General features: G+C 42.7%; 23 protein-coding genes. All 23 read left to right on the plus strand.

Translation table 11 applies throughout. From position 1 onward, the window contains the following. Positions 1-251 precede the first annotated feature (251 nt). Positions 252-1,280, plus strand: a complete 1,029-nt coding sequence (gene pdxA, locus DS742_RS23215; protein ID WP_117419340.1) for a 4-hydroxythreonine-4-phosphate dehydrogenase PdxA — start codon at positions 252-254, stop codon at positions 1,278-1,280. Positions 1,281-1,303: 23 nt separating this feature from the next. Then, positions 1,304-2,650: a four-carbon acid sugar kinase family protein gene (locus DS742_RS23220; protein WP_117419341.1), complete on the plus strand. Its 1,347-nt coding sequence runs from the start codon at positions 1,304-1,306 to the stop codon at positions 2,648-2,650. Between the two features lie 17 nt (positions 2,651-2,667). Beyond that, positions 2,668-3,132, plus strand: coding sequence for a ribose 5-phosphate isomerase B (gene rpiB / locus DS742_RS23225; protein ID WP_117419342.1), 465 nt, complete (start codon positions 2,668-2,670; stop codon positions 3,130-3,132). A 26-nt stretch (positions 3,133-3,158) separates the two neighbouring features. Beyond that, the gene (locus DS742_RS23230) at positions 3,159-4,181 is read left to right on the plus strand and encodes a 2-keto-3-deoxygluconate permease (protein ID WP_117419343.1); all 1,023 of its coding nucleotides are present in this window, start codon (positions 3,159-3,161) and stop codon (positions 4,179-4,181) included. 16 nt (positions 4,182-4,197) lie between these two features. Beyond that, on the plus strand, positions 4,198-4,692 hold the full coding sequence (locus DS742_RS23235) for a YcxB family protein (protein ID WP_117419344.1): 495 nt from the start codon (positions 4,198-4,200) through the stop codon (positions 4,690-4,692). An 8-nt stretch (positions 4,693-4,700) separates the two neighbouring features. Then, complete coding sequence (locus DS742_RS23240) at positions 4,701-5,948, plus strand: 6-phosphofructokinase (protein WP_117419345.1); 1,248 nt, start codon at positions 4,701-4,703, stop codon at positions 5,946-5,948. A 441-nt stretch (positions 5,949-6,389) separates the two neighbouring features. Next, on the plus strand, positions 6,390-7,511 hold the full coding sequence (locus DS742_RS23245) for an aldo/keto reductase (protein ID WP_117419346.1): 1,122 nt from the start codon (positions 6,390-6,392) through the stop codon (positions 7,509-7,511). 25 nt (positions 7,512-7,536) lie between these two features. After that, positions 7,537-9,036 (plus strand): polyphosphate:AMP phosphotransferase, encoded by a 1,500-nt coding sequence (gene pap, locus DS742_RS23250; RefSeq protein ID WP_117419347.1) that lies wholly within the window; start codon positions 7,537-7,539, stop codon positions 9,034-9,036. Between the two features lie 66 nt (positions 9,037-9,102). Then, on the plus strand, positions 9,103-10,359 hold the full coding sequence (locus tag DS742_RS23255; protein ID WP_117419348.1) for a BaiN/RdsA family NAD(P)/FAD-dependent oxidoreductase: 1,257 nt from the start codon (positions 9,103-9,105) through the stop codon (positions 10,357-10,359). Further along, complete coding sequence (cmk, locus tag DS742_RS23260) at positions 10,356-11,042, plus strand: (d)CMP kinase (protein WP_117419349.1); 687 nt, start codon at positions 10,356-10,358, stop codon at positions 11,040-11,042. Before DS742_RS23255 ends, cmk begins: the two co-directional genes overlap by 4 nt. A gap of 3 nt (positions 11,043-11,045) precedes the next feature. Beyond that, positions 11,046-11,897, plus strand: coding sequence for a 4-hydroxy-3-methylbut-2-enyl diphosphate reductase (gene ispH / locus DS742_RS23265; protein ID WP_117419350.1), 852 nt, complete (start codon positions 11,046-11,048; stop codon positions 11,895-11,897). Next, positions 11,878-12,978, plus strand: a complete 1,101-nt coding sequence (gene rpsA / locus DS742_RS23270) for a 30S ribosomal protein S1 (protein WP_117419351.1) — start codon at positions 11,878-11,880, stop codon at positions 12,976-12,978. Before ispH ends, rpsA begins: the two co-directional genes overlap by 20 nt. A 93-nt stretch (positions 12,979-13,071) precedes the next feature. Beyond that, positions 13,072-15,129 (plus strand): M13 family metallopeptidase, encoded by a 2,058-nt coding sequence (locus DS742_RS23275; RefSeq protein ID WP_117419352.1) that lies wholly within the window; start codon positions 13,072-13,074, stop codon positions 15,127-15,129. Positions 15,130-15,235: 106 nt separating this feature from the next. Then, positions 15,236-17,119, plus strand: coding sequence for a BglG family transcription antiterminator (locus DS742_RS23280; protein ID WP_170313558.1), 1,884 nt, complete (start codon positions 15,236-15,238; stop codon positions 17,117-17,119). Positions 17,120-17,243: 124 nt separating this feature from the next. Then, positions 17,244-17,570, plus strand: a complete 327-nt coding sequence (locus DS742_RS23285) for a PTS lactose/cellobiose transporter subunit IIA (RefSeq protein ID WP_117419354.1) — start codon at positions 17,244-17,246, stop codon at positions 17,568-17,570. Between the two features lie 9 nt (positions 17,571-17,579). Next, the gene (locus DS742_RS23290; protein WP_117419355.1) at positions 17,580-17,894 is read left to right on the plus strand and encodes a PTS sugar transporter subunit IIB; all 315 of its coding nucleotides are present in this window, start codon (positions 17,580-17,582) and stop codon (positions 17,892-17,894) included. Between the two features lie 16 nt (positions 17,895-17,910). Further along, complete coding sequence (locus DS742_RS23295) at positions 17,911-19,191, plus strand: PTS sugar transporter subunit IIC (RefSeq protein ID WP_205692791.1); 1,281 nt, start codon at positions 17,911-17,913, stop codon at positions 19,189-19,191. A gap of 37 nt (positions 19,192-19,228) precedes the next feature. Continuing rightward, complete coding sequence (locus tag DS742_RS23300) at positions 19,229-21,439, plus strand: glycoside hydrolase family 2 protein (RefSeq protein WP_117419356.1); 2,211 nt, start codon at positions 19,229-19,231, stop codon at positions 21,437-21,439. 185 nt (positions 21,440-21,624) lie between these two features. Continuing rightward, positions 21,625-21,840, plus strand: a complete 216-nt coding sequence (locus DS742_RS23305; RefSeq protein ID WP_117419357.1) for a FeoA family protein — start codon at positions 21,625-21,627, stop codon at positions 21,838-21,840. 15 nt (positions 21,841-21,855) lie between these two features. Then, the gene (locus tag DS742_RS23310; protein ID WP_104436552.1) at positions 21,856-22,074 is read left to right on the plus strand and encodes a FeoA family protein; all 219 of its coding nucleotides are present in this window, start codon (positions 21,856-21,858) and stop codon (positions 22,072-22,074) included. A gap of 73 nt (positions 22,075-22,147) precedes the next feature. Then, the gene (feoB, locus tag DS742_RS23315) at positions 22,148-24,331 is read left to right on the plus strand and encodes a ferrous iron transport protein B (protein ID WP_117419358.1); all 2,184 of its coding nucleotides are present in this window, start codon (positions 22,148-22,150) and stop codon (positions 24,329-24,331) included. Between the two features lie 61 nt (positions 24,332-24,392). Beyond that, entirely contained in the window at positions 24,393-24,530 is a 138-nt protein-coding gene (locus tag DS742_RS23320) for a FeoB-associated Cys-rich membrane protein (RefSeq protein WP_117419359.1), read from the plus strand. Between the two features lie 53 nt (positions 24,531-24,583). Next, positions 24,584-25,075, plus strand: a complete 492-nt coding sequence (locus tag DS742_RS23325) for a transcriptional repressor (protein ID WP_117419360.1) — start codon at positions 24,584-24,586, stop codon at positions 25,073-25,075. Positions 25,076-25,089 lie beyond the last annotated feature (14 nt).

Raw genomic sequence — 25,089 nt, forward strand, 5'->3', positions numbered from 1 at the left:
TAATAATAGTTTAAAATAAAAACAAAATAAAATCAATATAAAACGAAAGCAAAAACAAAATAATATTATTTGCATTAAAAACAAAATATAGCAAAATGCACAAAAACACAGGATTAAAAATAGTAAAAAGAGAAAAAATGCAAATGCATATTGTAAATAACTCAAAAAAGATGTATTATTTCCTTGAGATAAAAATAAAAATAAAAAATTAAACGAAAGTAAACAAAGAAAAAACGAAACAGGAGATCAGTATGAAAGAGACGAAATTCAAACCGGTCACAGCAATTACAATGGGAGATCCTGCGGGGATAGGGCCTGAAACAATTGTTATGACCATGCTGGCGCAGGAGATTCATGAATGCTGCCGACCATTTGTAATAGGCAGCATTGAAATACTTAAGAAAGCGGCCCGGGTCTTGAATAAGGAACTGAAGTGCCGAAAAATCACAGATCCCGAAGAGGCATTATTTGAACCGGGAACCGTTGATGTTTTGGAAACAGGCAATTATGACACGGATTCCATTGTATGGGGGGAGGTTCAGGTTCTCGCGGGAAGGATGAGCATCGACTGGATTATGAAATCCATTGAACTTGGCATGTCCGGCCGGATTGACGCAGTATCCACTGCACCCATACATAAAGGAGCAATTAAGCTTGCAGGTGTTAAGGAACCAGGTCATACGGAGATTTATGAGAATCAGACTCATTCCCCTTATGCCCTTACCATGTTTTCCTGTCACAAGCTGCGTGTGTTTTTTGTAAGCCGGCATATGTCCCTGGTGGATGCCTGCCATTATGCCACAAAAGAACGGATTCTGGAGTATGTGGTTAATATTGACAAAGAGCTAAGGAAAATCGGAATTGAAAAGCCCCGTATAGCCGTTGCAGCTTTAAATCCCCATGGTGGTGACAACGGACTGTTTGGAAGAGAGGAGATTGATGAACTGATTCCGGCTGTGGAGGAAGCAAAGAAAGCCGGAATTAATGCTTTAGGCCCCTGTCCCGCAGACTCAGTCTTCCACATCGGGAAATCGGGCTGCTATGATGCCATACTTTCTTTGTATCACGATCAGGGACACATTGCATGCAAGACACTGGATTTTGAAAAATCGGTAACACTAACCTTTGGTCTGCCTTTTATCAGAAGTTCCGTGGATCATGGAACTGCATTTGATATTGCAGGAAAAGGGACGGCCAATGCAGTGAGCCTTATTGAATCTACCAGAGTTGTATCGGAATATGCTGCTTTAATGAAAGGAAAGAAAAACGGCAAAGCATAAGTTATCAGACAGGAGGAGAAGGTATGCCGGTAATAGGAGCGGTAGCAGATGATCTGACAGGCGCAACCACAACAGGTGTTCTTCTTGCCAGATCAAAGGCAAAAACAGCAGTTTTCTTTAATGAAGAGGCCGCGGAGAATGCCAGAGGGGCACAGCGGTTGGACGCCATACTGGTGAGCAGCAACAGCAGAGCGCTTCCGCCGGAGGAAGCCTACGAAAAAGTTCGTTCAGCAACCATGACACTTAAGAGAATGGGTGTAAAATATTTTTCCAAACGAATTGATACTACAATGCGGGGAGGCGTTGGTACAGAAATTGATGCAATGCTGGACTGCATGGATGAAACGGCTGTAGCAGTGGTTGTTCCTGCTATGCCCCAATCAAGAAGGATTCTGGTAGGAGGCTTTTCCATTATCGATGGTGCGGCTTTAATACAGACTCCTGTGGCGCAGGATGTCCGGACGCCTGTACATGAAAATTATATCCCCCGCCTTTTGGAAAAGCAGACCAGAAGACAGGTGGGACTGATAAAACTGGATGCGGTATTGAAAGGTCCGGAAGAAGTGAAGAAAGAGCTTATAAGAGAACGGCTGGAAGGCAGCAAAATTATTGTTGTGGACAGTATTACCCTGTCTGATGTTGAAACTGTTGCAAAGGCCTGCGTGGAGTTGGAGTGGAATGTGGTAGCGGTTGATCCGGGGGCGTTTACGGCAAAACTGGCATATTGTAGGAAACTGATCTGCCAGGAAGAGCCGAACTTGCCTGAAACGGACTTAACGGATATAAATAAAACAGTTCTCGTTGCCGCAGGCAGCGCTACACCTGTCACAAAAAGGCAGATGGAGGTTCTCTGCCAGGATGAAAGAGTAAAGCGGATTGCGGTAGATCCCGTGCTGTTAATCGAAGGCGGGGAAGAGGGACTGGCGGAAGTTAAAAGAGCTGCCGGAGCAGCCCTTGGATATCTTAAAACAGAGCGTCTTCCCAGAGCAATTCTTTTAGAAACTGCATTGCACGGGGAACTTTTAAATCTTTCGCAGGAAGATGCAAGGCGAAACTATACCGACGGAATGAGTGCCAACCGGATTAACGCAGGGCTCGGAATGATTGTTTCTGCTGTTCTTAAAGATGCGGGAAGGGAAAAAATCGCCGGACTGTATACTACCGGGGGAGATACTATGGTGAATGTATGTTACCAGCTGGGCGTGGAATCCATAGAAGTCCTGGACTACGTAATTGCACAGACGGATGTAGGACGGCTTTCAGGAAACTACGAAGGGCTGCCCATTATAGGAAAAGGGGGGCTTACGGGAAACGACCAGACCGCAGTTGATGTAGTGGAACGCCTGTTTTTGGAAGCAGGCAGAAGATAAATTCAGGAGGCAGGAACATGAAAATAGCAATTGGATGTGATGAAGCCGCTTACCGGCTGAAAGCAGAAATTATGAAGCATTTGGATGAGAAAGGAGTGGAGTATCAGGATTTCGGAGCAGACGAGGGGGAAACGGTACTGTATCCGGATATTGCAGTCAAAGCAGCAGAAGCGGTCGCAAGAGGGAAATTTGAAAGAGGAATTCTGGTTTGCGGAACTGGTATCGGCATGGCAATTACAGCCAACAAGGTACCGGGAATCAGAGCGGCAGTGTGCCACGATCCGTTTTCTGCAGAGCGGGCAAGAAAAAGCAATGATGCACAGATCATGTGTATGGGGGAACGGGTGATCGGTGTGGAGCTTGCCAAGTGCCTGGTGGATATCTGGCTGTCCTGTGAATTTTCAGGCGGCGGTTCCGGACCTAAAGTGGAACGGATCATGGAATATGAAAAAGAGTATCTGGAGAAGGCAGGAAAACCATAATCTGATGGATGGAGGTATTTAACGTAATGGGTGTCAATCATGAAGAAAAAAAGGAACTAGATTTCAATTTATTAAACAGGATGAAGAAAATGCCGGGGGGCCTTGTCATCATACCATTAGTGATAGCTGTTTTAATTGCAACATTTGTTCCGCAGGCATTTCAGATCGGCGGTTATGTAACGGCTTTATTTTATCAGGGAAATGCAGCAATGATGGGATTATTCTTAATTGTCTGCGGTTCTTCCATCAACATCAACCAGGTTGGCATGCCTCTTTATAAAGGTGTCACCTTAACAGGAATGAAATTTTTGCTTGGTGTTTTAGTTGGTTTACTGGTGGGAAAACTGTGCGGAGTCAATGGATTTTTAGGTATTGCTCCATTTGTATGGATCGCCGCAATCACCAACTCCAACGGTTCCTTATATATATCCTTATCCTCTCAGTTCGGCAATGCGACGGATACAGGTGCTATCTCAGTATTGTCTTTAAATGACGGGCCGTTTTTCACACTTATCGCCCTAGGGGCAACCGGTCTGGCTTCCATCCCTCTTAACAGCTTGATTGCAACGATTATTCCGATCCTGATCGGCTTTGTATGGGGAAATATTGATAAGGAATTCCGCCGTGTCTGTGCAACGGCCCAGCCGATTATTACTTTTTTCATGACCATTTCCATAGGAGCGAAAACGGACATTAAAACGATTATAACAGCAGGAGCTTCCGGCATTGTCCTGGGGCTGATATCAGCTGCCACAGCAGTCATCTTTTTCCTGATCTTTAACATGATTCTTCCGAAAAAGGAGAGAAATGCCATGGGCGCGGCTATTGGTACAACGGCACTTAACTCCGCCATGACTCCGGCAGCAGTAGCGGAAGCAGATCCTTCCATGGCACAGTATACTGATATGGCAACTGCCCAGTGTGCCACCGCTTCGATTATCACTCTGTTCCTTTGCCCATTTATAGTTGCCTTTTTTGATAATATGATGAGAAAACAGAAAAAGGGTATCTATTCGCTGGAAGGCTGGGCAGCTGAAAAAGTAAATTAAAAAAAGAGGGTACATTATGAAAATTGAGGTGACTATGAGGGCGGAACATATTTATGATCTGCTGCTGTTCCATACTTATTCCAGGCTTTCCGGTTTTCTTGTAAATGTCCTGGGACTTGCGGTGATTGTAGCCGGAGGAATTTTACTGGGAGCCGACCGCATTGGACTGCAGAATGCTCTGTTATATGTAGGAGCGGGTTTTTTGTTCTTGTCATGCACTCCTCTTTCTTTGTACTTAAAATCAAAAAAGATGATTGCAGCTTCCTGTTACAGAGCGAAGACCGTGTATACCTTCTTTGACGAGGGATTTTCAAGGCGGAATGCGGGAGTGGAGAATTCCTATTCCTGGAGCCAGGTAGAGAAGGCGGTATCAACTCCAAAAGATATTGTGTTTTATGTAAATAAAGGGGAAGCGCTGATTCTTCCGAAGGAAAGTTTTCAGGATTATTTTATGCCTGTTATGAAACTCATCGTACAGAATGTAACAAGAGATAAGATCTATATCAGATAGGAGCTTTTATGAAAAATCTTTTGATCGCCCAGTCAGGAGGCCCAACTGCAGTCATTAATTCAAGCCTGGCAGGAGTGGCGGAAGCCGCCTGTGTAAGCAGCCGGGTAGATGGAATACTGGGGGCTTTTTATGGAATACAGGGGGTGTTAAACGAGCGGTTCGTGGATTTGAAAAAAGTGCTTAAAAGTTCAAAAGAGTCCTCGCTGCTGTGTCAGACTCCCGCTTCGCTGCTTGGTTCCTGCCGTTACTCCTTAAAGCCATGGAGAGAGAATGAAGAAGAATACGAGAAACTGGTGGGGATTTTAAGAAAGCACCATATATCTTATTTTATCTATATTGGAGGAAATGACTCCATGGACACGGTTTTTAAAATGTCGGAATATTTAAAAGAGAAAGAAATTGAAGATATTCTGATAGCAGGTGTGCCAAAGACCATTGATAACGATCTGGAAGGAACAGATCACTGCCCCGGTTTTGGTTCGGCAGCCAAATATGTTGCTGCAACAGTGGCGGAGTTGGAACGGGACATATCCGTTTATCCAGTTCCGGGAGTGACTATCGTAGAAATAATGGGGAGAAATGCGGGATGGCTTGCTGCCGCATCCGCTCTGTCAAGGATTAACGGCGGACCTGGTCCTGAGTTAATTTATCTGTGCGAGACATCATTTTCCATGGAACGGTTTCTTGTAGACATGAAACGGGTTATGGCCCGGAAAAAGTCATTTCTCATAGCAGTCAGTGAGGGATTAAAGGATGAATACGGCTGCTATATCTCAGAACAGGTACAGACGGCACAGACCGATGCGTTTGGCCACAAATATATATCAGGAGCAGGAAAGATTTTGGAGAATCTGATTCGTTCCAGGCTGGACTGCAAGGTGAGGACGGTAGAACTCAACCTGATGCAGCGCTGTGCAGCCCATATTGCCAGTGAAACAGACTTAAAGGAGGCCTGGATGCTAGGGGGAAAAGCATTGCAGTGCGTCCTTGATGGAAAGAACGGGGAAATGGCTTCCATAAGAAGGCTGTCATCTGATCCCTACATTGTGGAGTATACTTCCGTATATTCAGGAGAAGCGGCAAACCGGGAAAAAAAGGTGCCGGGAGAAATGATAAGCGGCAGTGGCTGTGATGTTAATGAGAAAATGATAGAGTATTTACGGCCTCTGATTCAGGGAGAACGAAGTGTTAAGTATGAGAACGGGATACCAGCACATTTGATTTTGGAGGAAAGTCTGGCAGGTTCAATGGCATAGAAAGTTATGGGAATAGAGATAAGGTATCAGAATAAATTTTTAATATTTTTGGGATAACAAAAAACAGATTTAAAATCTGGTTGACAGATTTTAAATCTGTTTTTTAATTTATTGCTTTAGCCTGTTGAACATGGGTGAGTTTCTCTTTAAGAGAGATGAATCCATGTGAAATAATAAACCACTATGGGTGGTCTTGACTAGCATAAAGCTAATAAATTTTATTTTACTATACTATTTCATCACTTTCTTAAATCTAAACATTCCTTCAAGATAATCTTTCTCTGGTTTTTAGATTATTTTTCCTTTTTCCTGTATTTAAAACCACATTCTTCAAGTTTTAAATTTTGTAAAAAAAACTATTGGACAGGAAATAAATATGATACAATATTTATTAAAGCAGCTATTAATTCAATTGCGAATCTTATCATGCGGAGGAAGAATATGCAATATCGTGATTTTGGAAAGACAGGAATAAAAGTTTCAGCACTCGGGTTCGGAGCCATGCGGCTTCCTCTTTCGGGAGAAAATCAGGTAGATGAGAAGCGGGCGGTTGCCATGATCCGTCATGCCATTGATCAGGGAGTCAACTACATTGACACTGCCTATCCCTATCATGAGGGGGAAAGCGAGAGGATAGTAGGGGAAGCGCTGCAGGAAGGATATAGGGAAAAAACTTATCTTGCAACGAAATGTCCTGTATGGAAGCTTGAAAAGGAAGAAGATTTTGAAGAAGTATTAGATGAACAGTTAAGCAAGTTAAAGACAGATCATGTGGATTTTTATCTGCTCCATGCCTTAAGCAGAGACCGGTTTGAAGAGAAGATAAAAAAACTGAAACTGGTAGAGAAGATGGAAAAAGCAAGAGCAGATGGAAAAATTAAATATATTGGTTTTTCCTTCCATGATTCATATGATGTATTTCAGGATATCCTAGATTATTATGATGGATGGGATTTCTGCCAGATTCAGTATAACTATGTGGATTTAACTCATCAGGCGGGCTTAAAAGGACTGAAGGAGGCTGCGAAAAAAGGGCTTGCCGTAGTCATTATGGAGCCGCTTTTAGGCGGAAGACTGGCCAATCCCGCTCCTCATGTAAAAGAAGCGTTAGGCGAAGAAAAATCCAGTGTGGAATATGCCCTTGACTTTTTATGGGATCAGCCGGAAGTCAGCCTGCTTTTAAGCGGAATGAGCGATGAACAGCAGCTGGAAGACAATCTTCTGTATGCAGACAGAAGCCATATCGGTATGGTATCGGAAGAAGAACATGCCATGTACCGGAAGGCTAAGGAGATCTTTGACTCCATGGCTTTAGTTGGCTGTACCGGCTGCCGCTACTGCGTTCCCTGCCCCTTTGGACTGGAGATCCCGGAGATATTCTCCTACTATAATATGACGGCTGCCCACAGAGAGGACGAGGCCAAAGCAGGGTATGAAGGCCTTAAGATTAAAGCGGACAGCTGCAAAACCTGCCACAGATGTGAAAAGGAATGCCCCCAGATGATTAAAATCAGCCAGGTCATGCCGGAAGTTGCAAAGGTGTTTGAAAAGATACAGGCTTAACGGAAACCATAAGGAGGGACTGTTTATGCTGGAGAAAATTGATTTATCTAAAAAAATTGATAAGGAAACCTACAAAAAGACAGAAAAAGAACAGAGTGAAAAGCTGGGGTTATTGCAGCGCCAGTGCAAAGAAGCCGGGATTCCGGTTATGATCGTGTTTGAGGGAATGGGAGCATCAGGTAAGGGAACTCAGATCAATCACTTAATTCAGGCCCTTGATCCCAGAGGCTTTGATGTCTATGCCAATGATAAATCAACAGACGAGGAGCGTATGCGTCCCTTTCTCTGGCGCTTTTTTACAAAGCTTCCCGCCCACGGAAGAATTGCAGTCTTTGACAGAAGCTGGTACCGTCAGGTAACCATGGAGCGATTTGCAGGAAAGATTCCGGATGAAGACCTGTCCGGAGCCTTTCATGACATACAGTCCTTCGAACGTCAGCTCACCGATGACGGGATGGTAATTATCAAGCTGTTTCTCTATGTTTCCAGGGAAGAGCAGAAGAAGCGGTTTAAAAAGTTGGAAAGCTCTAAGGAAACCAGCTGGAGAGTGACAAAGGAAGACTGGAAGCGCAACACGGAATATGACCGGTTTCTGCATATCTGCGAAGAGATGCTTCAGAATACGGATATGGATTACGCTCCGTGGACCATTATTGAGGCAACCGATAAAGAGTATGCTGCAGCCAAGATCATGACATGTGTTGCTGACTGTCTGGAGGATGCTTTAAATAAGAAGAATTTAAACGGAGGCGCAAAGGAGAAGGAAGTTCCTGTCCGCTCAGAGAGCTTTAAAGCAGGCGTTCTTTCCGGCGTAGATTTAACGAAGTCCATTTCAAAGGAAGAGTACAAAAAGGAAATAGACCGTCTTCAGAAAAAACTGGAATTTCTCCACAGCCAGATTTACCGCCTGCGGATACCGGTGGTACTGGGGTTTGAAGGCTGGGATGCAGCCGGAAAAGGCGGAGTCATCAAACGGCTTACCAGTCATCTGGATCCGAGAGGATATAAAGTATATCCCACAGCTGCCCCCAATGATATTGAACGGGTTCATCATTATCTCTGGCGTTTCTGGAATCATGTGCCGAAAGCAGGACATATCGCCATATTTGACCGTACCTGGTACGGGAGAGTGCTTGTTGAACGGGTGGAGGGCTTCTGCAGAGAGAGCCAGTGGAAGCAGGCATACCAGGAAATCAATGAGATGGAAAGCCACCTGGCAAACGCAGGTGCAGTTGTCATCAAATTCTGGCTTCACATCGATAAAGACGAACAGGAAAAACGTTTTAAAGAACGTCAGGCGAATCCGTTAAAGCAGTGGAAAATTACGGAAGAAGACTGGAGAAACAGGGAAAAATGGGATCAGTATGAATCAGCGGTCAATGAGATGCTGGTCCGTACCTCCACAACCTATGCACCCTGGGTGGTAGTGGAAGGAAACTGCAAGTATTATGCAAGGGTCAAGATTCTAAAAACTGTGGTGGAAGCGTTGGAAGACAAGATAAAAGAAGTGAATAATCGTCCCTGACCACTTGTGTTTTCCTGCTTTTTCGTGTAAAGTAGGAGGAAGTGAACAAAGGCAGGAGGAAAGGGCATGAATACGGTTTTAATCGTGGGCGGGGGCGCTGCAGGGATGCTGGCTGGAATAGCAGCAGCCATGAAGGGCAGTACCGTCCACATTTTTGAGAAAAATGAGAAGATTGGGAAAAAAGTATATATTACGGGAAAAGGCCGGTGCAATGTGACCAATGCCTGTGATACAGAGGAGCTGTTCGGGAATGTTGTCACCAATTCCAAATTCCTTTACAGCAGCTTTTACGGTTTTACCAATTTCGATATGATGGAACTTTTAGAAACCCTTGGCTGCCGGTTAAAGACGGAACGGGGAAACCGGGTCTTTCCTGCATCGGATAAGGCATCTGATGTCATAAAAGCATTAAACAACAGGCTTCTGGAACTTGGAGTTACGATTCATTACCGGAAAAAGGCGGAAAAACTCATTCTTGATAACGGTGCTGTGAAGGGGATTGTTGTCAGTGACAGTTCAGGAAAGAAGTCTTTCCATGGAGACTGCGTTATTATTGCCTGCGGAGGTTACTCTTATCAGACCACCGGATCAACAGGAGATGGCTATGAACTGGCAAAAGAAGCCGGTCACACGGTAAGTACGTTATCTCCGGCACTTGTCCCTTTCGTCGTGGAAGAACCCATGATTAAGGAACTTCAGGGGCTTTCCCTGCGTAACGTGGAAGCAACGGTTATGAAAGGCAGCAAGGTTATTTACCGGGAATTCGGAGAGATGCTGTTTACCCACTACGGAGTCAGCGGCCCTGTTCTTTTAAGTGCCAGCAGCTATGCGGCTAAGGAACTAAAGAAAGGTCCTCTTACCCTTTCCATAGATTTAAAGCCTGCGCTGACGGAGGAACAGCTGGACGCCAGAATTTTAAGAGATTTTGAGGAGTCCATGAATAAGCAGTTTAAAAATGCTCTGGGCAGCTTATATCCGGCCAAACTGATTCCTGTCATCATTGATGCAAGCAAAATTTCGCCGGAAAAGAAGGTCAATGAGATTACAAGGGAGGAGCGCCAGGCTCTGATTCGTGTAACCAAGGCGTTTACCATGACTCTGACTGCACTGAGAGGCTACAATGAGGCCATTATCACCCAGGGAGGTATATCCGTTAAGGAAGTAAATCCTTCCACTCTGGAATCCAAGCTTGTAAACGGCCTGTATTTTGCAGGAGAGGTGCTGGATCTTGATGCGGTGACTGGGGGCTTTAATCTTCAGATTGCCTGGTCCACTGGCTGGGCGGCAGGAAGTGCGGCAGGAGAGGAGAAGGACGAAAGATGACAAAGGTTTATAATATAGCAATCGACGGGCCGGCTGGAGCAGGAAAGAGCACCATTGCCCGTGCTGCAGCAAAAAAACTTAATTTTGTATACGTGGATACAGGAGCGATGTACCGCGCCATGGCACTGCATTTTTTAAGAAACGGCATATCTGCACAGGATGAGGCGGCCATATCTGCCGCTGTTAAGAATGCAGATGTGACACTGGTGTATGAAAACGGCGTGCAGCAGGTAATCCTGAATGGAGAGAATGTATCAGGGCTGATCCGGACTGAGGAAGTGGGAGCCATGGCTTCTGCTGCATCTGTACATTTATCGGTGAGAGAAAAACTGGTAGAGCTGCAGAAAGGGCTTGCGGCACGGGAGAATGTAATCATGGATGGCAGAGACATTGGCACCTGTGTTCTTCCTGATGCAGATCTTAAGATCTATTTAACTGCCAGCAGCCGGGTCCGGGCGGAAAGAAGGTACCTGGAACTGAAGGAGAAAGGTCACGAATGCAGTCTGGATGAGATCGAAAAGGATATTATCAAACGGGATTACCAGGATATGAACCGGGAACATTCTCCATTAAAGCAGGCTGGGGATGCGGTGCTTTTGGATTCCTCTGAGATGACTGCAAAAGAGGTAATCGACCGGATTTTATTGCTGTTTGAGGAAAAAAAACTGGGAGAGAGGAGCTAATGTATGGAAGTAATTGTAGCAAAATCCGCCGGATTCTGCTTCGGAGTGAAGCGTGCCGTAGATCAGGTGTACGAACAGCTGAAACGGAACGACAAGCCGATTTATACGTATGGTCCCATCATCCACAATGAAGAGGTTGTAAAGGATTTAGAGGAAAAGGGTGTAAAAGTAATTGATAATGAAGAAGATTTAAAGAAGATCCACGACGCAGTTGTGGTGATCCGGTCTCATGGAGCCGGAAAGCGCATTTACGAGATCATGGAAGAAAACGGGATTGAAATCATTGATGCAACCTGTCCTTATGTGAGAAAAATTCACAAAATCGCCCAGGAGCAGAATAGAGAGGGCAGACGTCTGATTATAATAGGCAATGAATCGCACCCGGAAGTAGAAGGTATTAAAGGCTGGGGAAATGCCAATACTTTAGTAGTGGAAACACCCGAGCAAGTGGAAACTTTACCGCTCACAGAGGGAGAGAGGCTGTGTATTGTATCACAGACGACATTTAATTACAAGAAATTTCAAGATTTAGTTGAAAAAATTTCTGAAACGCGGTATGATATACTTGTTTTAAATACGATTTGCAATGCAACACAGGAAAGACAGGTGGAAGCAAAGCGGATAGCTTCAGAAGTGGATGCCATGATTGTCATTGGCGGAAAAAGCAGTTCCAATACCCAGAAGCTGTACGAGATATGCCGAAGGGAATGTAAGAATACTTACTATATCCAGACACTAGGTGATTTAGATCCTGATTGTGTAAATTCTGTGCGCAGCGTAGGTATTACAGCCGGGGCTTCAACCCCGAATCATATTATCGAGGAGGTTCATACTAATGTCAGAGTTAAGTTTTGAACAAATGTTAGAGGAATCATTGAAAACCATACGTACAGGAGAGATCGTCACTGGTAAAGTCATCGACGTAAAAGAAGATGAAATCGTCTTGAATATAGGGTACAAGTCTGACGGCATCATCCCGCGTAGCGAGTACACGGATGACCAGAATTTAAATCTTACAACCGTTGTACAGGTTGGCGAAGAGATGGAAGCGAAAGTCACTAAGGTAAACGACGGTGAGGGTCAGGTTGCTTTATCCTACAAGCGGTTAGCAGCAGACAGAGGCAATAAGAGACTGGAAGAAGCATTTGAAAACCACGAAGTACTTACCGCAAAAGTTGCACAGGTACTTGACGGTGGTTTAAGTGTGGTTGTAGAGGGCGCAAGAGTCTTCATTCCTGCAAGCCTGGTATCCGATACTTATGAGAAGGATTTAACCAAGTATGCAGACAAGGCAATTGAGTTCATTATCACAGAATTTAATCCTAAGAGAAGAAGAATTATCGGTGACAGAAAGCAGATTATGGTTGCTAAGAGAGCCGAGCTTCAGAAAGAATTATTCGATAAGATCCATGCAGGCGATGTAGTAGAAGGTACAATCAAGAATGTAACCGATTTCGGTGCATTTATCGACCTTGGCGGAGCCGATGGTTTACTTCATATTTCAGAGATGAGCTGGGGAAGAGTAGAAAGCCCGAAAAAAGCGTTCAAAGCTGGTGAGAAAGTAAAAGTCTTAATCAAAGACATCAATGGCGACAAGATTGCCCTCAGTTTAAAATTCCCGGAGACAAACCCATGGAAAGATGCATCTGAAAAGTATGCAGTGGGCAATGTTGTGAACGGTAAAGTAGCACGTATGACTGATTTCGGCGCATTCGTTGAGCTGGAGCCAGGCGTAGATGCTCTGCTTCATGTTTCCCAGATTTCCAGAGATCATGTGGAAAAACCTGCAGATGTACTGGCAATTGGTCAGGAAATCGAAGCAAAGGTCGTTGATTTCAACGAGGATGACAAGAAGATCAGCTTAAGCATCAAAGCACTTCAGGGTCAGGACGAAGCAGCTGCAGAGGATGCACCTGTATATTCTGACGAAGTTTAAGCATAATAAAGAATGAGCAGATGGGAAGTGGAGAAATCCGCTTCCTTTTTTGGTGCAGAAAATATATCGTTAAGGCAAGGAGAGGTAGATTTCATGAAAAAAGTTTTTTTCAGAATACTGGCGGCAATGATAGTTCTGACTCTGGCGTTTACCGGCTGCAAAAGTAAAACAGATCCGAAACCGGAAGAAGAGCAGACACAGGCGAAGCCTGCCAGTGGAACGGGAAAGGCTTCTGCAGGGGAAGCAAACCATGTACGTCTGGAAGATGATTATTATGATTTCGTTAATGGGCAGATGCTGGACAGCATTAAAATTCCAGGTGATGCAAGCGGCTGGAGCCAGTTTTATAAGCTGGACAGAGAGGCTTATAATATTCTAAATGAAGTGCTCCATGATTCTGTGAGTAACAGGAAAAATGAAAAAGAAGGGTCTCTGGAACAAAAAATAGCCGATCTCTATCTGACAGGAATGGATATGGATGGAAGGCGGGCTGCCGGATTTGGCGGACTTGCTGTTTATATGGATGGGATCAGCCGTACCTCTACTATAGAGGAGTATCTTAAACAGGCAGGAAAAATTTATAATGATCTGGGGGTGAGCAGTATCATTCTGCCCCAGTGGTCTGAGGATATGAGTAATTCTACCCGCTATGCCCTGTATTTTGATGGTGCAGATCTTGGACCTGGAAAAGAGACCTTAGAGGATTCCGACCAGGAAGAACTGATGAACCATTACCGCAATTATATATCACGGATTATGGAATATACGGGAATGAAGAAAGAAGAAGCGGATCAGGCTGCAGACGGCATACTAAAATTACAGAAGGATCTGGCCGGAAGTGCACTTTCTCTTAGCAAACAGGGAGACCCTGAAGTCATATATAATCCGTATACCAGTGAAGAATTAAAGAAACTGTTTCCAGAAGGAACCATGGAGACCTTTTTAAAAGCAGCAGACCTTAATGAACAGGATGAATACATTGTGGTTCAGGTAGATCAGATGAAAAAAATCGGCGGATATTTAAATCCGGAATCACTCCCTCTTTTGAAACAGTATACGTTATTTTGTCTGGTGAACGATTTTGCCCCCAGTCTGACACCTGAAATCAGAGATACCTATCTGGAATGGAATAATTTAAGAAAGGGAATCAAAGATAGAAAAACAGACGAAAAGCTGGCAAGTGAATTGACACAGAACACTCTGGGATTTGAATTTGGAAAGCTTTATGTAGAGAAATGCTTTTCCAAATCGGATAAAAAGGACATTGAGTCCATGATTCGCCTGATTCTTGCCTCCTATAAAAAACAGATTGAAAATCTCACCTGGATGAGCGATGAAACCAAAGCTTTGGCCATAAGAAAGCTGGAGCATATGAATCTGAAGGTGGGTTATCCAGACAAATGGCCCGATGATTATAAGGACGCCAGGGTGGTATCGGCAGAAGAGGGGGGAAACTTAATTGATAATATGCTCTCTCTGCTGAAAGCGCAGAATGAGGTGAATAAAAAGAAATATAAGGAACCAGTGGACAAAGGGCAGTGGGGCATGACGCCCCAGACTGTAAATGCGTATTACAACCCCACTGCCAATGAGATTGTGTTTCCGGCCGCTATTCTCCAGCCTCCGTTTTATGATCCAAAAGCAGACTTCGCCTCTAATTTGGGCGGAATCGGAATGGTGATGGCTCATGAGGTAAGCCATGCATTCGATTCTTCCGGTTCTCTTTACGATGATAATGGAAATTATCATGTATGGTGGACAAAGGAAGACCGGGAAAAATTTCAGGAGCTGGCCAAAGAGGTGGAAGAATATTATAGCGGAATGGATGGATTTCAGGGGAGAAAAGTAAATGGTGCACAGACCTTAAATGAGAACATCGCAGATCTGGGATCCATGGCATGCATTACGGCAATTGCAGGTGAAAAGGGCAGCGATTTGAATCTGTTATTCCGCCAGTATGCAACAATCTGGGCATCCAAGTATACTCCGGAAGCGATGATTGACCGTCTGAATACGGATCCCCACTCTCCGGCAAAGGTCAGGGTCAATGGAGTGCTTAGTGCCACAGATGCATTTTATAAAACGTATCCGGAAATAAAAGAAGGTGACGCCATGTATGTGGCTCCAGATAAGAGGGTAAAAATCTGGTAGATAAATAAAACTATTGCAGAATTCTGCTAAAATCAATGTGGTAAAAATATATTTGGAGTTTACTTATATGAAAATATATACTGGTTTTAGTAAGGAGGGCGTTTCAATGGTAGAAATCTATGATATATTGCAGGCTTTTTCTTCTGGTTCTTATATAACAGCAGAAACCCTGGCGGATCGTTTTAAAGTAAGTACAAAAACGATCCGCATGCGAATTAAGGAAATCAATGATACTGCAGTTCAATATGGTTTTTCAATTGAATCAAAACCACGATATGGATATCTGTTATCGTTAAAAGAAAACAATAGATTAGATGAGTTTTTAAAAAGCAGACCGCATATCAATATTCCTGATACAGTGGCAGACAGAATAAACTATTTGTTGGCTTATCTGCTGAATTATAATGGGTATATAAAATTGGATGATTTATGCAGTTTTTTATTTGTGTCCAGACCAACCATGCAGAATACAATAAAAGAAGTAGAATGTATTCTGGAACAATATAATCTGAATATCGAGCGGAAGCCTAATTATGGCATCAGGATAGTTGGAGAAGAATTTGACTGCAGGAGATGTATTGGTGATTTTTTTGTTAAAAGAAATAAACTGAATATCATTAATGATAAGTATAAGGGTGATAAAATAAAAAACATTGCAGATATTGTCATACCTATGCTTCAGAAATATGACATCTATCTTTCGGAAACAGCATTGGAGACCTTCCTTGAACAGATATATGTAGCTCTGCTGCGAATGAAAAGAGGCAAATATGTTTCATTTGAAAGAAATGATATCAATAATTTTGCAGTGAAGGAGTGGGAATTTGCCAATGAGCTGATGGAGGTTCTGGCAAAGCTGGAAAATCTGGAAAGCAGAGAATCAGAGATCGTCTATATCGAAATTTATTTAAAGGGAAAGAGAATGATCGGAAAGGTTTCTTGTGATGAGACCAATTTTGTAATTAAAGAAGAAATTGATTATCTTACAATGCAGATGCTGGAGTCGGTTAATAATCAGTTTAAAATGGATTTCAGAGTTAATTTTGAGATTCGTATGATGCTTAACCAGCATATGGTGCCATTGGATATCAGAATTAAATATGATATACAGTCTAAGAATCCGCTGCTTGATGAAATTAAAAGTAAATATATCATGGCCTATACCATAGCAGCCCATGCATCCACAGTTCTTGCCGAGCATTACAAAAAAAAGATATCAGAAAGTGAAATCGGTTATCTGGCTTTAATTTTTGCACTTGCGATTGAGCAGAATGTAAAGATCCAGAAAACAAATATATTGATTGTCTGCAGCTCAGGGAAAGGAAGCTCCAGACTGCTGGCTTATAAATATAAAAAAGAATTTGGAGAATATCTCAATGAGATTTATGTTTGTGATTTAACAGAATTAAAATCATTCGATTTCTCTAAAGTATCGTTTGTATTGACCACAGTTTCCATTGCTGTCTATGTACCTAAGCCGGTTCTGGAAGTAGGGCTTTTTCTGGGAGATACCGACAAGGCGGCTGTCCGGGAATTATTTGAGACAGGAGAAAAAAGATATCTCTGTAAATATTATAAAAAAGGTGCATTTTTTGTTGGAATCGAAGGAAACAACAAGGAGGATATCTTAAAAAATTTATGTGACAGAATCGAAAAACAGAGGAAGCTTCCTGAGGGCTTTTATGAGGCAGTCTTAAAACGAGAGGGGCTGGCCCAGACTGATTTTGGAAATTTTATTGCCATGCCTCACCCGTATAAGACAATGACTGAAGAAACACTGGTCTATATTGCAATCCTGGAAAAACCAGTTCTATGGACCAAATATGAAGTACAGGTGATTTTTCTCATATCGGTTGGTACGAAAGAAGATTCTGATTTAAATAAATTTTATGAGGATACCACGAAATTAATCCTGAAAGCGGAAGCAGTAAAATACTTAATAAAAAATCCTGAATATGAAGTGCTGATGAATTTATTAAGGCAGAGATAATACCATATTGAATAGTTTTCCATATTCAATATGGTATTTTAATGGCTGGTAATCAGCTTGTTTCAGAATTATAATTCATATGAAAATAAAACCACGACATTTGTTTTAGGAGGAATCATTATTGATGGGACAGTTTAACCAAGAAGAAGTTATTATGAATTTGGTTGTCAATGGAGGTGACGGAAGAGGAAAGGCGTTAAAGGCGATAGATGCTGCAAAGGATAATCAGATGGATCTTGCAGATCAGCTTTTAAAAGAAAGCAATGAAGCGCTGTTAAAAGCTCATCAGTTTCAGACTCAATTAATCCAGGAAAATATGGGTGAGGATGGAGAAAAACCTGACCTTTTAATGGTTCATGGTCAGGATCATTTGATGACAGCAATGCTGGCTTATGATATTGCGGTAAAAATGGTAGAAATGTATCGTATCTTTTATTCTAAAAATAATTAGGAGGTTACTATGATATACATTACTTTAATTTGTGCTGGCGGACTTTCAACAAGTATAATGGTGAACAAAATGAAGGATGCAGCAAAAAAGAAAAATATTGAGGTTGAGATCAACGCAATGGCATCAACTGCATTTGCCTCCTATAAAAAGCCCACCGATGTACTGTTACTGGGTCCTCAGATCAACTATCTTTATGATGAGATTGTACGCGAATATGGGGCAAAAGGAATTAAAATCAGTGTGATTAATATGATGGATTACGGTATGATGAACGGAGAAAAAGTTTTGGATACTGCCCTTCAGCTGCTGGACAAATCGGAATAATCAAAAGGAGAAGAGTATGGAGAATATAAAAAACAAAGTTACCGCCTTATTTGGCCGTATCAGTCCGGTAATTAATAAAATTGGTGAAAACAAATATCTGCAGACTATTTCCACAACCATGATGGCAACACTCGGTCCGGTTATGGTTGGATCAGTAGCAGTGCTCTTATTGGCATTTCCCATTCAGGCAGTAAAGGATTTTCTGTTAAAAACCGGAATAACACCTATTTTAGCAGTAGTGAATTCTGTTACAATCGGTGCTCTGGCTCTTTACGTTACGGTACTAATTGCCAGAAATTTAGTAAACAGAATGCTGCCGGATGAAGATGGTTCCATGGCAGGTGCGCTGTCTTTAATGTGTTTTCTGATTATCACGCCTTTAAGCAAAACTGCAGATGGGACAGGGGCAATTCCTACCACCTGGTTAGGGGCACAGGGCGTTTTTACAGCTATGATAGTAGGACTTTTGGTAGGCAGAATATTTGTGATTTTCCGTCAGCATAACTGGACCATTAAAATGCCTGACAGCGTTCCTCCCATGGTAACCAAGACATTTGACTCTTTACTGCCCTGCTTTACAGTAGGATTTCTCTTTATTATTGTGAACCGGATTTTTGTTGCAACTCCGTTTGGTTCCCTGCATCAGTGTATATATTCTATTATACAAAAGCCCATACAGGGAATTGGAGGTACACTGCCGGCAACCATATTAACCAGCTTTCTGATGCAGATTCTCTGGTTCTTTGGTATTCATGGAACTAATATAGTCAGTCCTATCGTGACGCCGTTCCGTCTGGCACTTGATACAGAAAATATGACAGCACTTGCAGCAGGAATGCCTCTTCCTAACATTGTTGGTAACGGATTTTTTAGTATTGTCTGCTGGGGAGGTTCTGCATTGGGATTGGTTTTCTGGATGCTTCGTTCCAAAAGTGAACAGTACAGACAGTTGGGTAAAGTTGCATTCATTCCTGCATTATTTGGAATTACCGAACCTGTAATTTTTGGTACACCTCTTGTATTTAATTTTGATTTTTTTATTCCGTTTGTTACAAACAATTCGATCAACCTTTGTATTGCTTATTTTCTTACTAAAATCGGTATCGTAGCACGATGCTCAGGAGTTCAGCCTATTTTCGGTCTGCCTCTGGGATTTCATGCGATGGTAGGAGGAAGTTTCTCTATTATACTCCTACAGTTATTTTTACAGCTTATCGTTTCCCCGATTCTCTGGTACCCATGGTTTAAACGTGCAGAGAAAAAAGCGCTTTTAAGGGAGCGGCAAGAAAAGGCTTAAATGTATTACATAAATTTATCAATCAGGAGGTGGGCATATGCCGCGGATTACTCTGCCAATCAATCAGGACTGGTTTTTTGAAACGTATAAAGAAGTTCCAGAGGCGTTCTCCATGCAGGGAGAACCAGTCTGTCTGCCCCATACCTGGAATGTCGGCACAAATCAAGACTATCATAGGGGAACTTATGCTTATACGAAGGAGCTTGTGCTGGACAGGGAGCTTAAGGGAAATGAACTTTATCTTGAATTCCTGGGAGCCAATATCGTTTGTACCGTATATTTAAATCAGGAATTCATAGGAACCCACAGAGGCGGATATTCCACTTTCCGATTTGACATTACGAACCATTTCCGTTGGGATGGAAAAAATCTTCTTACCGTATTGGTGGATAACCGGCAGACGGAAGATGTCTCTCCTCTCATGGGAGACTTCACCATGTTCGGCGGCATATACAGGGAGGTAAATGTTATTGCAGTACCAAAGATCCATTTTGATCTGCTTCATTATGGTTCTCCCGGAATTAAGCTTCTGACGGAAATGAATGGAGAGGCGGAAGGCGTTCTTACTCTGGAAGCATTTATAAAGGAAAAGGGGTGTGAAACTGTAACCTACTCTCTTTATGATCCATCTGGAAATCTGGTATTGAAACAAACCGTGCCGGCATCAGATAAATGGAACAGATTTACCATATCAGATCCTGTGCTGTGGAATGGCATGAAAAGCCCGGCTCTGTATCGTCTGCAGGCAGTCTTGTCTGCAGGCGGACAGGATTATGATGAGATAGAGCTGACCTGCGGATTCCGGTATTTTAAAATGACTGCGGATGGAGGAATGTATTTAAATGGGGAGCACATCCGCCTTCATGGAGTTGGAATTCACCAGGACAGGGAAGGCTGCGGCAATGCAGTTGAGAGAAAAGACCGGGAGGAAGATTTTGCACTGATCCGCCAGATGGGAGCCGATATGATCCGTCTTACCCACTATCCTCATGCTCCTTATATTTATGATATGTGTGACAGAGATGGTTTTGTAGTCTGGAGTGAAATTCCATTGCTGAGTCTGACCGATAACAAAAAACTGTTTGAAAATGCATGTCAGCAATTAACGGAACTAATTCTTCAAAACTGCCATCATCCATCGGTTTTTTTCTGGGGAATACAAAATGAAATTGCCATGTTTGGCGAGAATTCATATATGTATGAAACTGTGGAGAAACTGAACGTGCTTGCCAGGGAGTTAGATGGAACCAGGCTGACCGCCTGCGCAAATTTAAAAAATGTGGAACCGGAAAGTAAGATGAACCGGATAACTGATATAGTGGGATATAATTTATACTATGGCTGGTACTATGGAGAAATTCAGGACTACCAGGATTTCTTTGATAGATTTAGGAAAGAAAATCCTGATGTCTGCCTTGGTATTTCCGAATATGGAGTGGATTGTAATCTTGGCTTTCACAGTGATGCTCCGAAACGAAAAGATTATTCAGAAGAGTATCAGTGTCTTTTCCATGAAAAAGCATATGGGATTTTTGAAAATAATCCATGGCTGTGGGGAAGTGTAATCTGGAATATGTTCGATTTTGGCAGTGCAATCCGGGATGAGGGAGGCACGAAAGGGAAGAATGCCAAAGGACTGGTAAGCTATGACCGGTCCATAAAGAAGGATGCTTTTTATTATTATAAGGCATGCTGGAGCAGTGAACCTTTTGTTCATGTGACAGGAAGGCGATATGACAGGCGCTGGCAGAAAACAGTTGAAATAAAAGTATACTCCAATCAATCCAAAGTTGGACTGTATGTGAATGGAAAATCTGTGGGAGAATTAACGGGAGAACGCATATTCATATTTAAAGGCATTAGTCTTTTGGATGGAGAAAACCGGATTGAAGCGGTATGCGGAGGACTTCATGATGAAATAATATTAAAAAAGGTCCAGGAGCCGGTACAGGAATTTACCTATATTGACCCGAATCCTGGTTTTAATGTTAAAAACTGGTTTCTTGATGAAAGTGAGGAATTATCTCAGGATCTTTACTATTCCCTATGGGATACAGTCGGAGCTTTAAAGGAAAATCCGGATGCCTGGAAGATCTTAAAAGACGATCTGCCCAGGCTCTGGGAGGACCCCACATTTGAAAAGAGGGTTCATTATGAGCTGTTTAAGCTGATTAACCGGAGAAGCAGTGCCTTTGATGAGAGTAAAGTAAAAGAAGTAAATGAGAAACTAATGAAAATAAGAAAATAAGTTACCATTGACGAGGAGATACGCCATCACGGTTGTATCTCCTTGAATTTTTGCTGAGTGGGAAAGATGTGATCATAATGGCAAAAATATTTTAATAAAAAGCTTGACAACGAACAAAAGTTAGATTATACTAACTGATGAGAAATGGGAATGATTATCAATAATAAAATGAAAGAAGATGATACATGATGCCTTTAACAATGGTGAAAGCAGGAGAGCCTAACGTAATTCGTAAAATCGGCGGCAAAGAAGAGACAAGACGTTTTCTGGAAAACCTGGGTTTTGTTACCGGCGGAATTGTGACTGTTGTTTCTGAAATAAGCGGAAACATGATTGTTAACGTAAAAGATTCCAGAGTCGCCATAGGCAAAGATATGGCTAATAAAATCATGGTGGAATAAAAAGGAGAAAAGGCGATGACATTAAAGGAGATTCCATGCGGTAAAACCGTGAAGGTAACCAAATTAAGCGGAGAAGGTCCCGTTAAAAGAAGAATTATGGATATGGGAATCACAAAAGGTGTTGATATTTTTGTGAGAAAGGTAGCTCCTCTTGGTGATCCGGTTGAAGTAACCGTCAGAGGTTATGAGCTGTCTTTGCGAAAAGCGGATGCAGAAATGATCATTGTGGAGTAATTTTTTTTACATATTAGTTAGGTAAGACTAATACGAGACAAATCAATTGCTGACAGGCAGAAAGAGGTAGAGTATGTCAATTAAAATTGCATTAGCAGGTAATCCCAACTGCGGTAAGACGACGTTGTTTAATGCACTGACGGGATCAAATCAGTTTGTGGGGAACTGGCCGGGCGTTACCGTAGAGAAAAAAGAAGGAAAGTTAAAAGGCCATAAAGATGTAATTATCATGGATCTTCCGGGTATTTATTCTCTCTCTCCCTACACACTGGAAGAAGTGGTGGCGAGAAATTATTTAATCGGAGAACGGCCTGATGCGATTTTGAATATCGTGGACGGTACCAACATAGAACGAAATCTATACTTATCCACCCAGCTTATGGAGCTTGGAATTCCTGTTATCATGGCAGTCAACATGATGGACATCGTGGAAAAGAGCGGGGATAAGATTCATATAAACAAATTAAGTGAAAAGCTTGGCTGTGAAGTAGTGGAGATATCCGCGCTTAAGGGAACTGGAATTCAGAAAGCCGCTGAAAAAGCAGTGGCTCTTGCATCCCAGAAGAACAGCAAACCGCCTGTACATAAATTTGCAGTTGAAGTAGAATCGGTTCTGGATTCCATTGAAGAGAAACTGGGCAGTGACATACCCGAAGAACAGAAGCGCTTCTTTGCCATTAAGCTGCTGGAAAAGGATGAAAAAATCCAGACTCAGATGAAACGTGTGCCTGATGTGACAGAAGAGATCACAAGGATTGAGCGTGAACTGGATGATGATACAGAGAGTATTATAACAAATGAGCGGTATGTGTATATTTCCTCCATCATTGACCAGTGTTTTACAAGGAATAAAAAGAACGGCCTGACCGTATCAGATAAGATTGACCGGATCGTTACCAACCGGTTCCTGGCTCTGCCGATCTTTGCAGCTGTGATGTTTCTTGTATACTATGTTTCTGTTACAACCGTTGGTACATGGGCCACTGACTGGGCCAATGACGGGCTTTTCGGCGAAGGCTTCAGTTTCTTTGGTATTGATGTTCCAGGTGTACCTGCAGTAGTGGGAGGTATATTAACTGCAGTTGGATGCGCAGACTGGCTCCAGGGTTTGATTCTTGATGGAATCGTAGCTGGTGTAGGAGCAGTTTTAGGTTTTGTACCTCAGATGCTGGTACTCTTTATCTTCCTTGCATTTTTGGAAAGCTGCGGCTATATGGCCCGCGTAGCATTTATCATGGACCGTATCTTCCGTAAATTTGGTCTTTCCGGTAAATCCTTTATTCCGATGCTGATCGGTACCGGATGCGGCGTACCTGGAGTTATGGCTTCCCGTACCATTGAAAATGATCGTGACCGTAAGATGACGATTATGACAACAACCTTTATTCCCTGCGGTGCCAAGCTTCCGATTATCGCACTGATTGCAGGTGCACTTTTTGGCGGAGCTTCCTGGGTTGCACCAAGTGCTTATTTTGTGGGAATTGCAGCAATTATCTGTTCCGGTATCATTTTAAAGAAGACCAAGATGTTTGCTGGTGATCCGGCGCCTTTCGTTATGGAGCTCCCGGCTTACCATATGCCTACAGCAGGAAATGTTTTAAGAAGTATGTGGGAACGCGGCTGGTCCTTTATTAAGAAAGCAGGAACAATCATTTTATTATCTACCATCGTTGTATGGTTTACTTCCTATTTCGGCTGGGTAGACGGCCAGTTTAGAATGCTGGAAGCGATGGAACTTGATCACAGTATTCTTGCAAAGATGGGAAGCGCAATCAGCTGGCTCTTTATTCCTCTTGGCTGGGGAGACTGGAAGTCTGCAGTAGCAGCCATCACCGGACTGGTAGCAAAAGAAAACGTAGTTGGGACCTTCGGTATTCTCTACGGCTTTGCAGAAGTTGCAGAAGACGGTTCAGAGATCTGGGGTACTCTTGCAGGCAGTATGACAGCAGTTGCTGCTTATTCCTTCCTTGTATTCAATCTTCTCTGTGCACCATGTTTTGCTGCAATGGGAGCCATCAAACGGGAGATGAATAATGCCAGATGGTTCTGGTTTGCAGTGGGATATCAGACGCTTCTGGCTTATGTAGTAGCGCTTTGCGTCTATCAGGTAGGAACCTTAATAACTACCGGTTCCTTTGGATTCTTTACCGTAGTGGCATTTGCACTGATTGCAGGTTTCATCTATCTGCTTGTCAGACCTTTAAAAGAAAAAAGCGGATCAAAAGTAAAATTAACAAGTGTCGCCGGTGCTAAATAATCCGGCAATCAGAATAGAGCCTGCATTATTTATGCAGGCTCAAGATATCAGGAGGTATTATATGGGAACATTAGCAGTATCGGCAGTTGTCATCGGAGTGGTGGCAATGATTATAAGAAGCATGATTCGAGATAAGAAAAACGGAAAATCCATTCAGTGCGGCGGGCAGTGCAAAGACTGCGGAGGACATTGCCACTAACGGGTGATATCTGGTTTTCATACTATATTATACTTCTAAACGGAGGTGCCAAAATGGAAATGCACACAAACATCAGTGAAAAGAGAAAAACAGCTGACTCCAGAAGCTATCACAGAACCAAGATGCAGAAGGAGCTTATTATTGAAAGACTGAAGGGAAAGGGCTGCAGAATCACAAAGCAGCGCCTCACACTATTAGATATTATTCTGGAGCATGAATGCTCCAGCTGTAAAGAAATCTATTATAAAGCTTCAAGAGTTGATGAGAGTATCGGTGCTGCAACTGTTTATCGTATGGTAAATGTCCTGGAGGAAATCGGGGCGATCAGCAGAAAGAACATGTATAAGATCGCTTATTCCGACAGCTGTTCCATGGAGGATGCCTGTACGGTTATACTGGATGATCAGACCACCTTTCATCTGTCTGCCAAAAACTGGAATTCTGTTGTAAAAGCAGGATTATCAGCCTGCGGTTATTTGGATAATCAGAAAATAACCTCAATTTCCATAAAGCCTTGTGAATGTGAAAATGCCGGTTGCTACTAACTTTGAGTTAGCAT

Origin of the sequence: Lacrimispora amygdalina (assembly GCF_003432035.1) — a bacterium.
Taxonomy (GTDB): Bacteria; Bacillota; Clostridia; order Lachnospirales; family Lachnospiraceae; genus Lacrimispora; species Lacrimispora amygdalina.

Excerpts from the sequence above, each read along its gene's own strand:
- pdxA (WP_117419340.1), top strand. The coding sequence starts at position 252 with ATGAAAGAGACGAAATTCAAACCGGTCACAGCAATTACAATGGGAGAT.
- DS742_RS23220 (WP_117419341.1), top strand. The coding sequence starts at position 1,304 with ATGCCGGTAATAGGAGCGGTAGCAGATGATCTGACAGGCGCAACCACA.
- rpiB (WP_117419342.1), top strand. The coding sequence starts at position 2,668 with ATGAAAATAGCAATTGGATGTGATGAAGCCGCTTACCGGCTGAAAGCA.
- DS742_RS23230 (WP_117419343.1), top strand. The coding sequence starts at position 3,159 with ATGGGTGTCAATCATGAAGAAAAAAAGGAACTAGATTTCAATTTATTA.
- DS742_RS23235 (WP_117419344.1), top strand. The coding sequence starts at position 4,198 with ATGAAAATTGAGGTGACTATGAGGGCGGAACATATTTATGATCTGCTG.
- DS742_RS23240 (WP_117419345.1), top strand. The coding sequence starts at position 4,701 with ATGAAAAATCTTTTGATCGCCCAGTCAGGAGGCCCAACTGCAGTCATT.
- DS742_RS23245 (WP_117419346.1), top strand. The coding sequence starts at position 6,390 with ATGCAATATCGTGATTTTGGAAAGACAGGAATAAAAGTTTCAGCACTC.
- pap (WP_117419347.1), top strand. The coding sequence starts at position 7,537 with ATGCTGGAGAAAATTGATTTATCTAAAAAAATTGATAAGGAAACCTAC.
- DS742_RS23255 (WP_117419348.1), top strand. The coding sequence starts at position 9,103 with ATGAATACGGTTTTAATCGTGGGCGGGGGCGCTGCAGGGATGCTGGCT.
- cmk (WP_117419349.1), top strand. The coding sequence starts at position 10,356 with ATGACAAAGGTTTATAATATAGCAATCGACGGGCCGGCTGGAGCAGGA.
- ispH (WP_117419350.1), top strand. The coding sequence starts at position 11,046 with ATGGAAGTAATTGTAGCAAAATCCGCCGGATTCTGCTTCGGAGTGAAG.
- rpsA (WP_117419351.1), top strand. The coding sequence starts at position 11,878 with ATGTCAGAGTTAAGTTTTGAACAAATGTTAGAGGAATCATTGAAAACC.
- DS742_RS23275 (WP_117419352.1), top strand. The coding sequence starts at position 13,072 with ATGAAAAAAGTTTTTTTCAGAATACTGGCGGCAATGATAGTTCTGACT.
- DS742_RS23280 (WP_170313558.1), top strand. The coding sequence starts at position 15,236 with ATGGTAGAAATCTATGATATATTGCAGGCTTTTTCTTCTGGTTCTTAT.
- DS742_RS23285 (WP_117419354.1), top strand. The coding sequence starts at position 17,244 with ATGGGACAGTTTAACCAAGAAGAAGTTATTATGAATTTGGTTGTCAAT.
- DS742_RS23290 (WP_117419355.1), top strand. The coding sequence starts at position 17,580 with ATGATATACATTACTTTAATTTGTGCTGGCGGACTTTCAACAAGTATA.
- DS742_RS23295 (WP_205692791.1), top strand. The coding sequence starts at position 17,911 with ATGGAGAATATAAAAAACAAAGTTACCGCCTTATTTGGCCGTATCAGT.
- DS742_RS23300 (WP_117419356.1), top strand. The coding sequence starts at position 19,229 with ATGCCGCGGATTACTCTGCCAATCAATCAGGACTGGTTTTTTGAAACG.
- DS742_RS23305 (WP_117419357.1), top strand. The coding sequence starts at position 21,625 with ATGATGCCTTTAACAATGGTGAAAGCAGGAGAGCCTAACGTAATTCGT.
- DS742_RS23310 (WP_104436552.1), top strand. The coding sequence starts at position 21,856 with ATGACATTAAAGGAGATTCCATGCGGTAAAACCGTGAAGGTAACCAAA.
- feoB (WP_117419358.1), top strand. The coding sequence starts at position 22,148 with ATGTCAATTAAAATTGCATTAGCAGGTAATCCCAACTGCGGTAAGACG.
- DS742_RS23320 (WP_117419359.1), top strand. The coding sequence starts at position 24,393 with ATGGGAACATTAGCAGTATCGGCAGTTGTCATCGGAGTGGTGGCAATG.
- DS742_RS23325 (WP_117419360.1), top strand. The coding sequence starts at position 24,584 with ATGGAAATGCACACAAACATCAGTGAAAAGAGAAAAACAGCTGACTCC.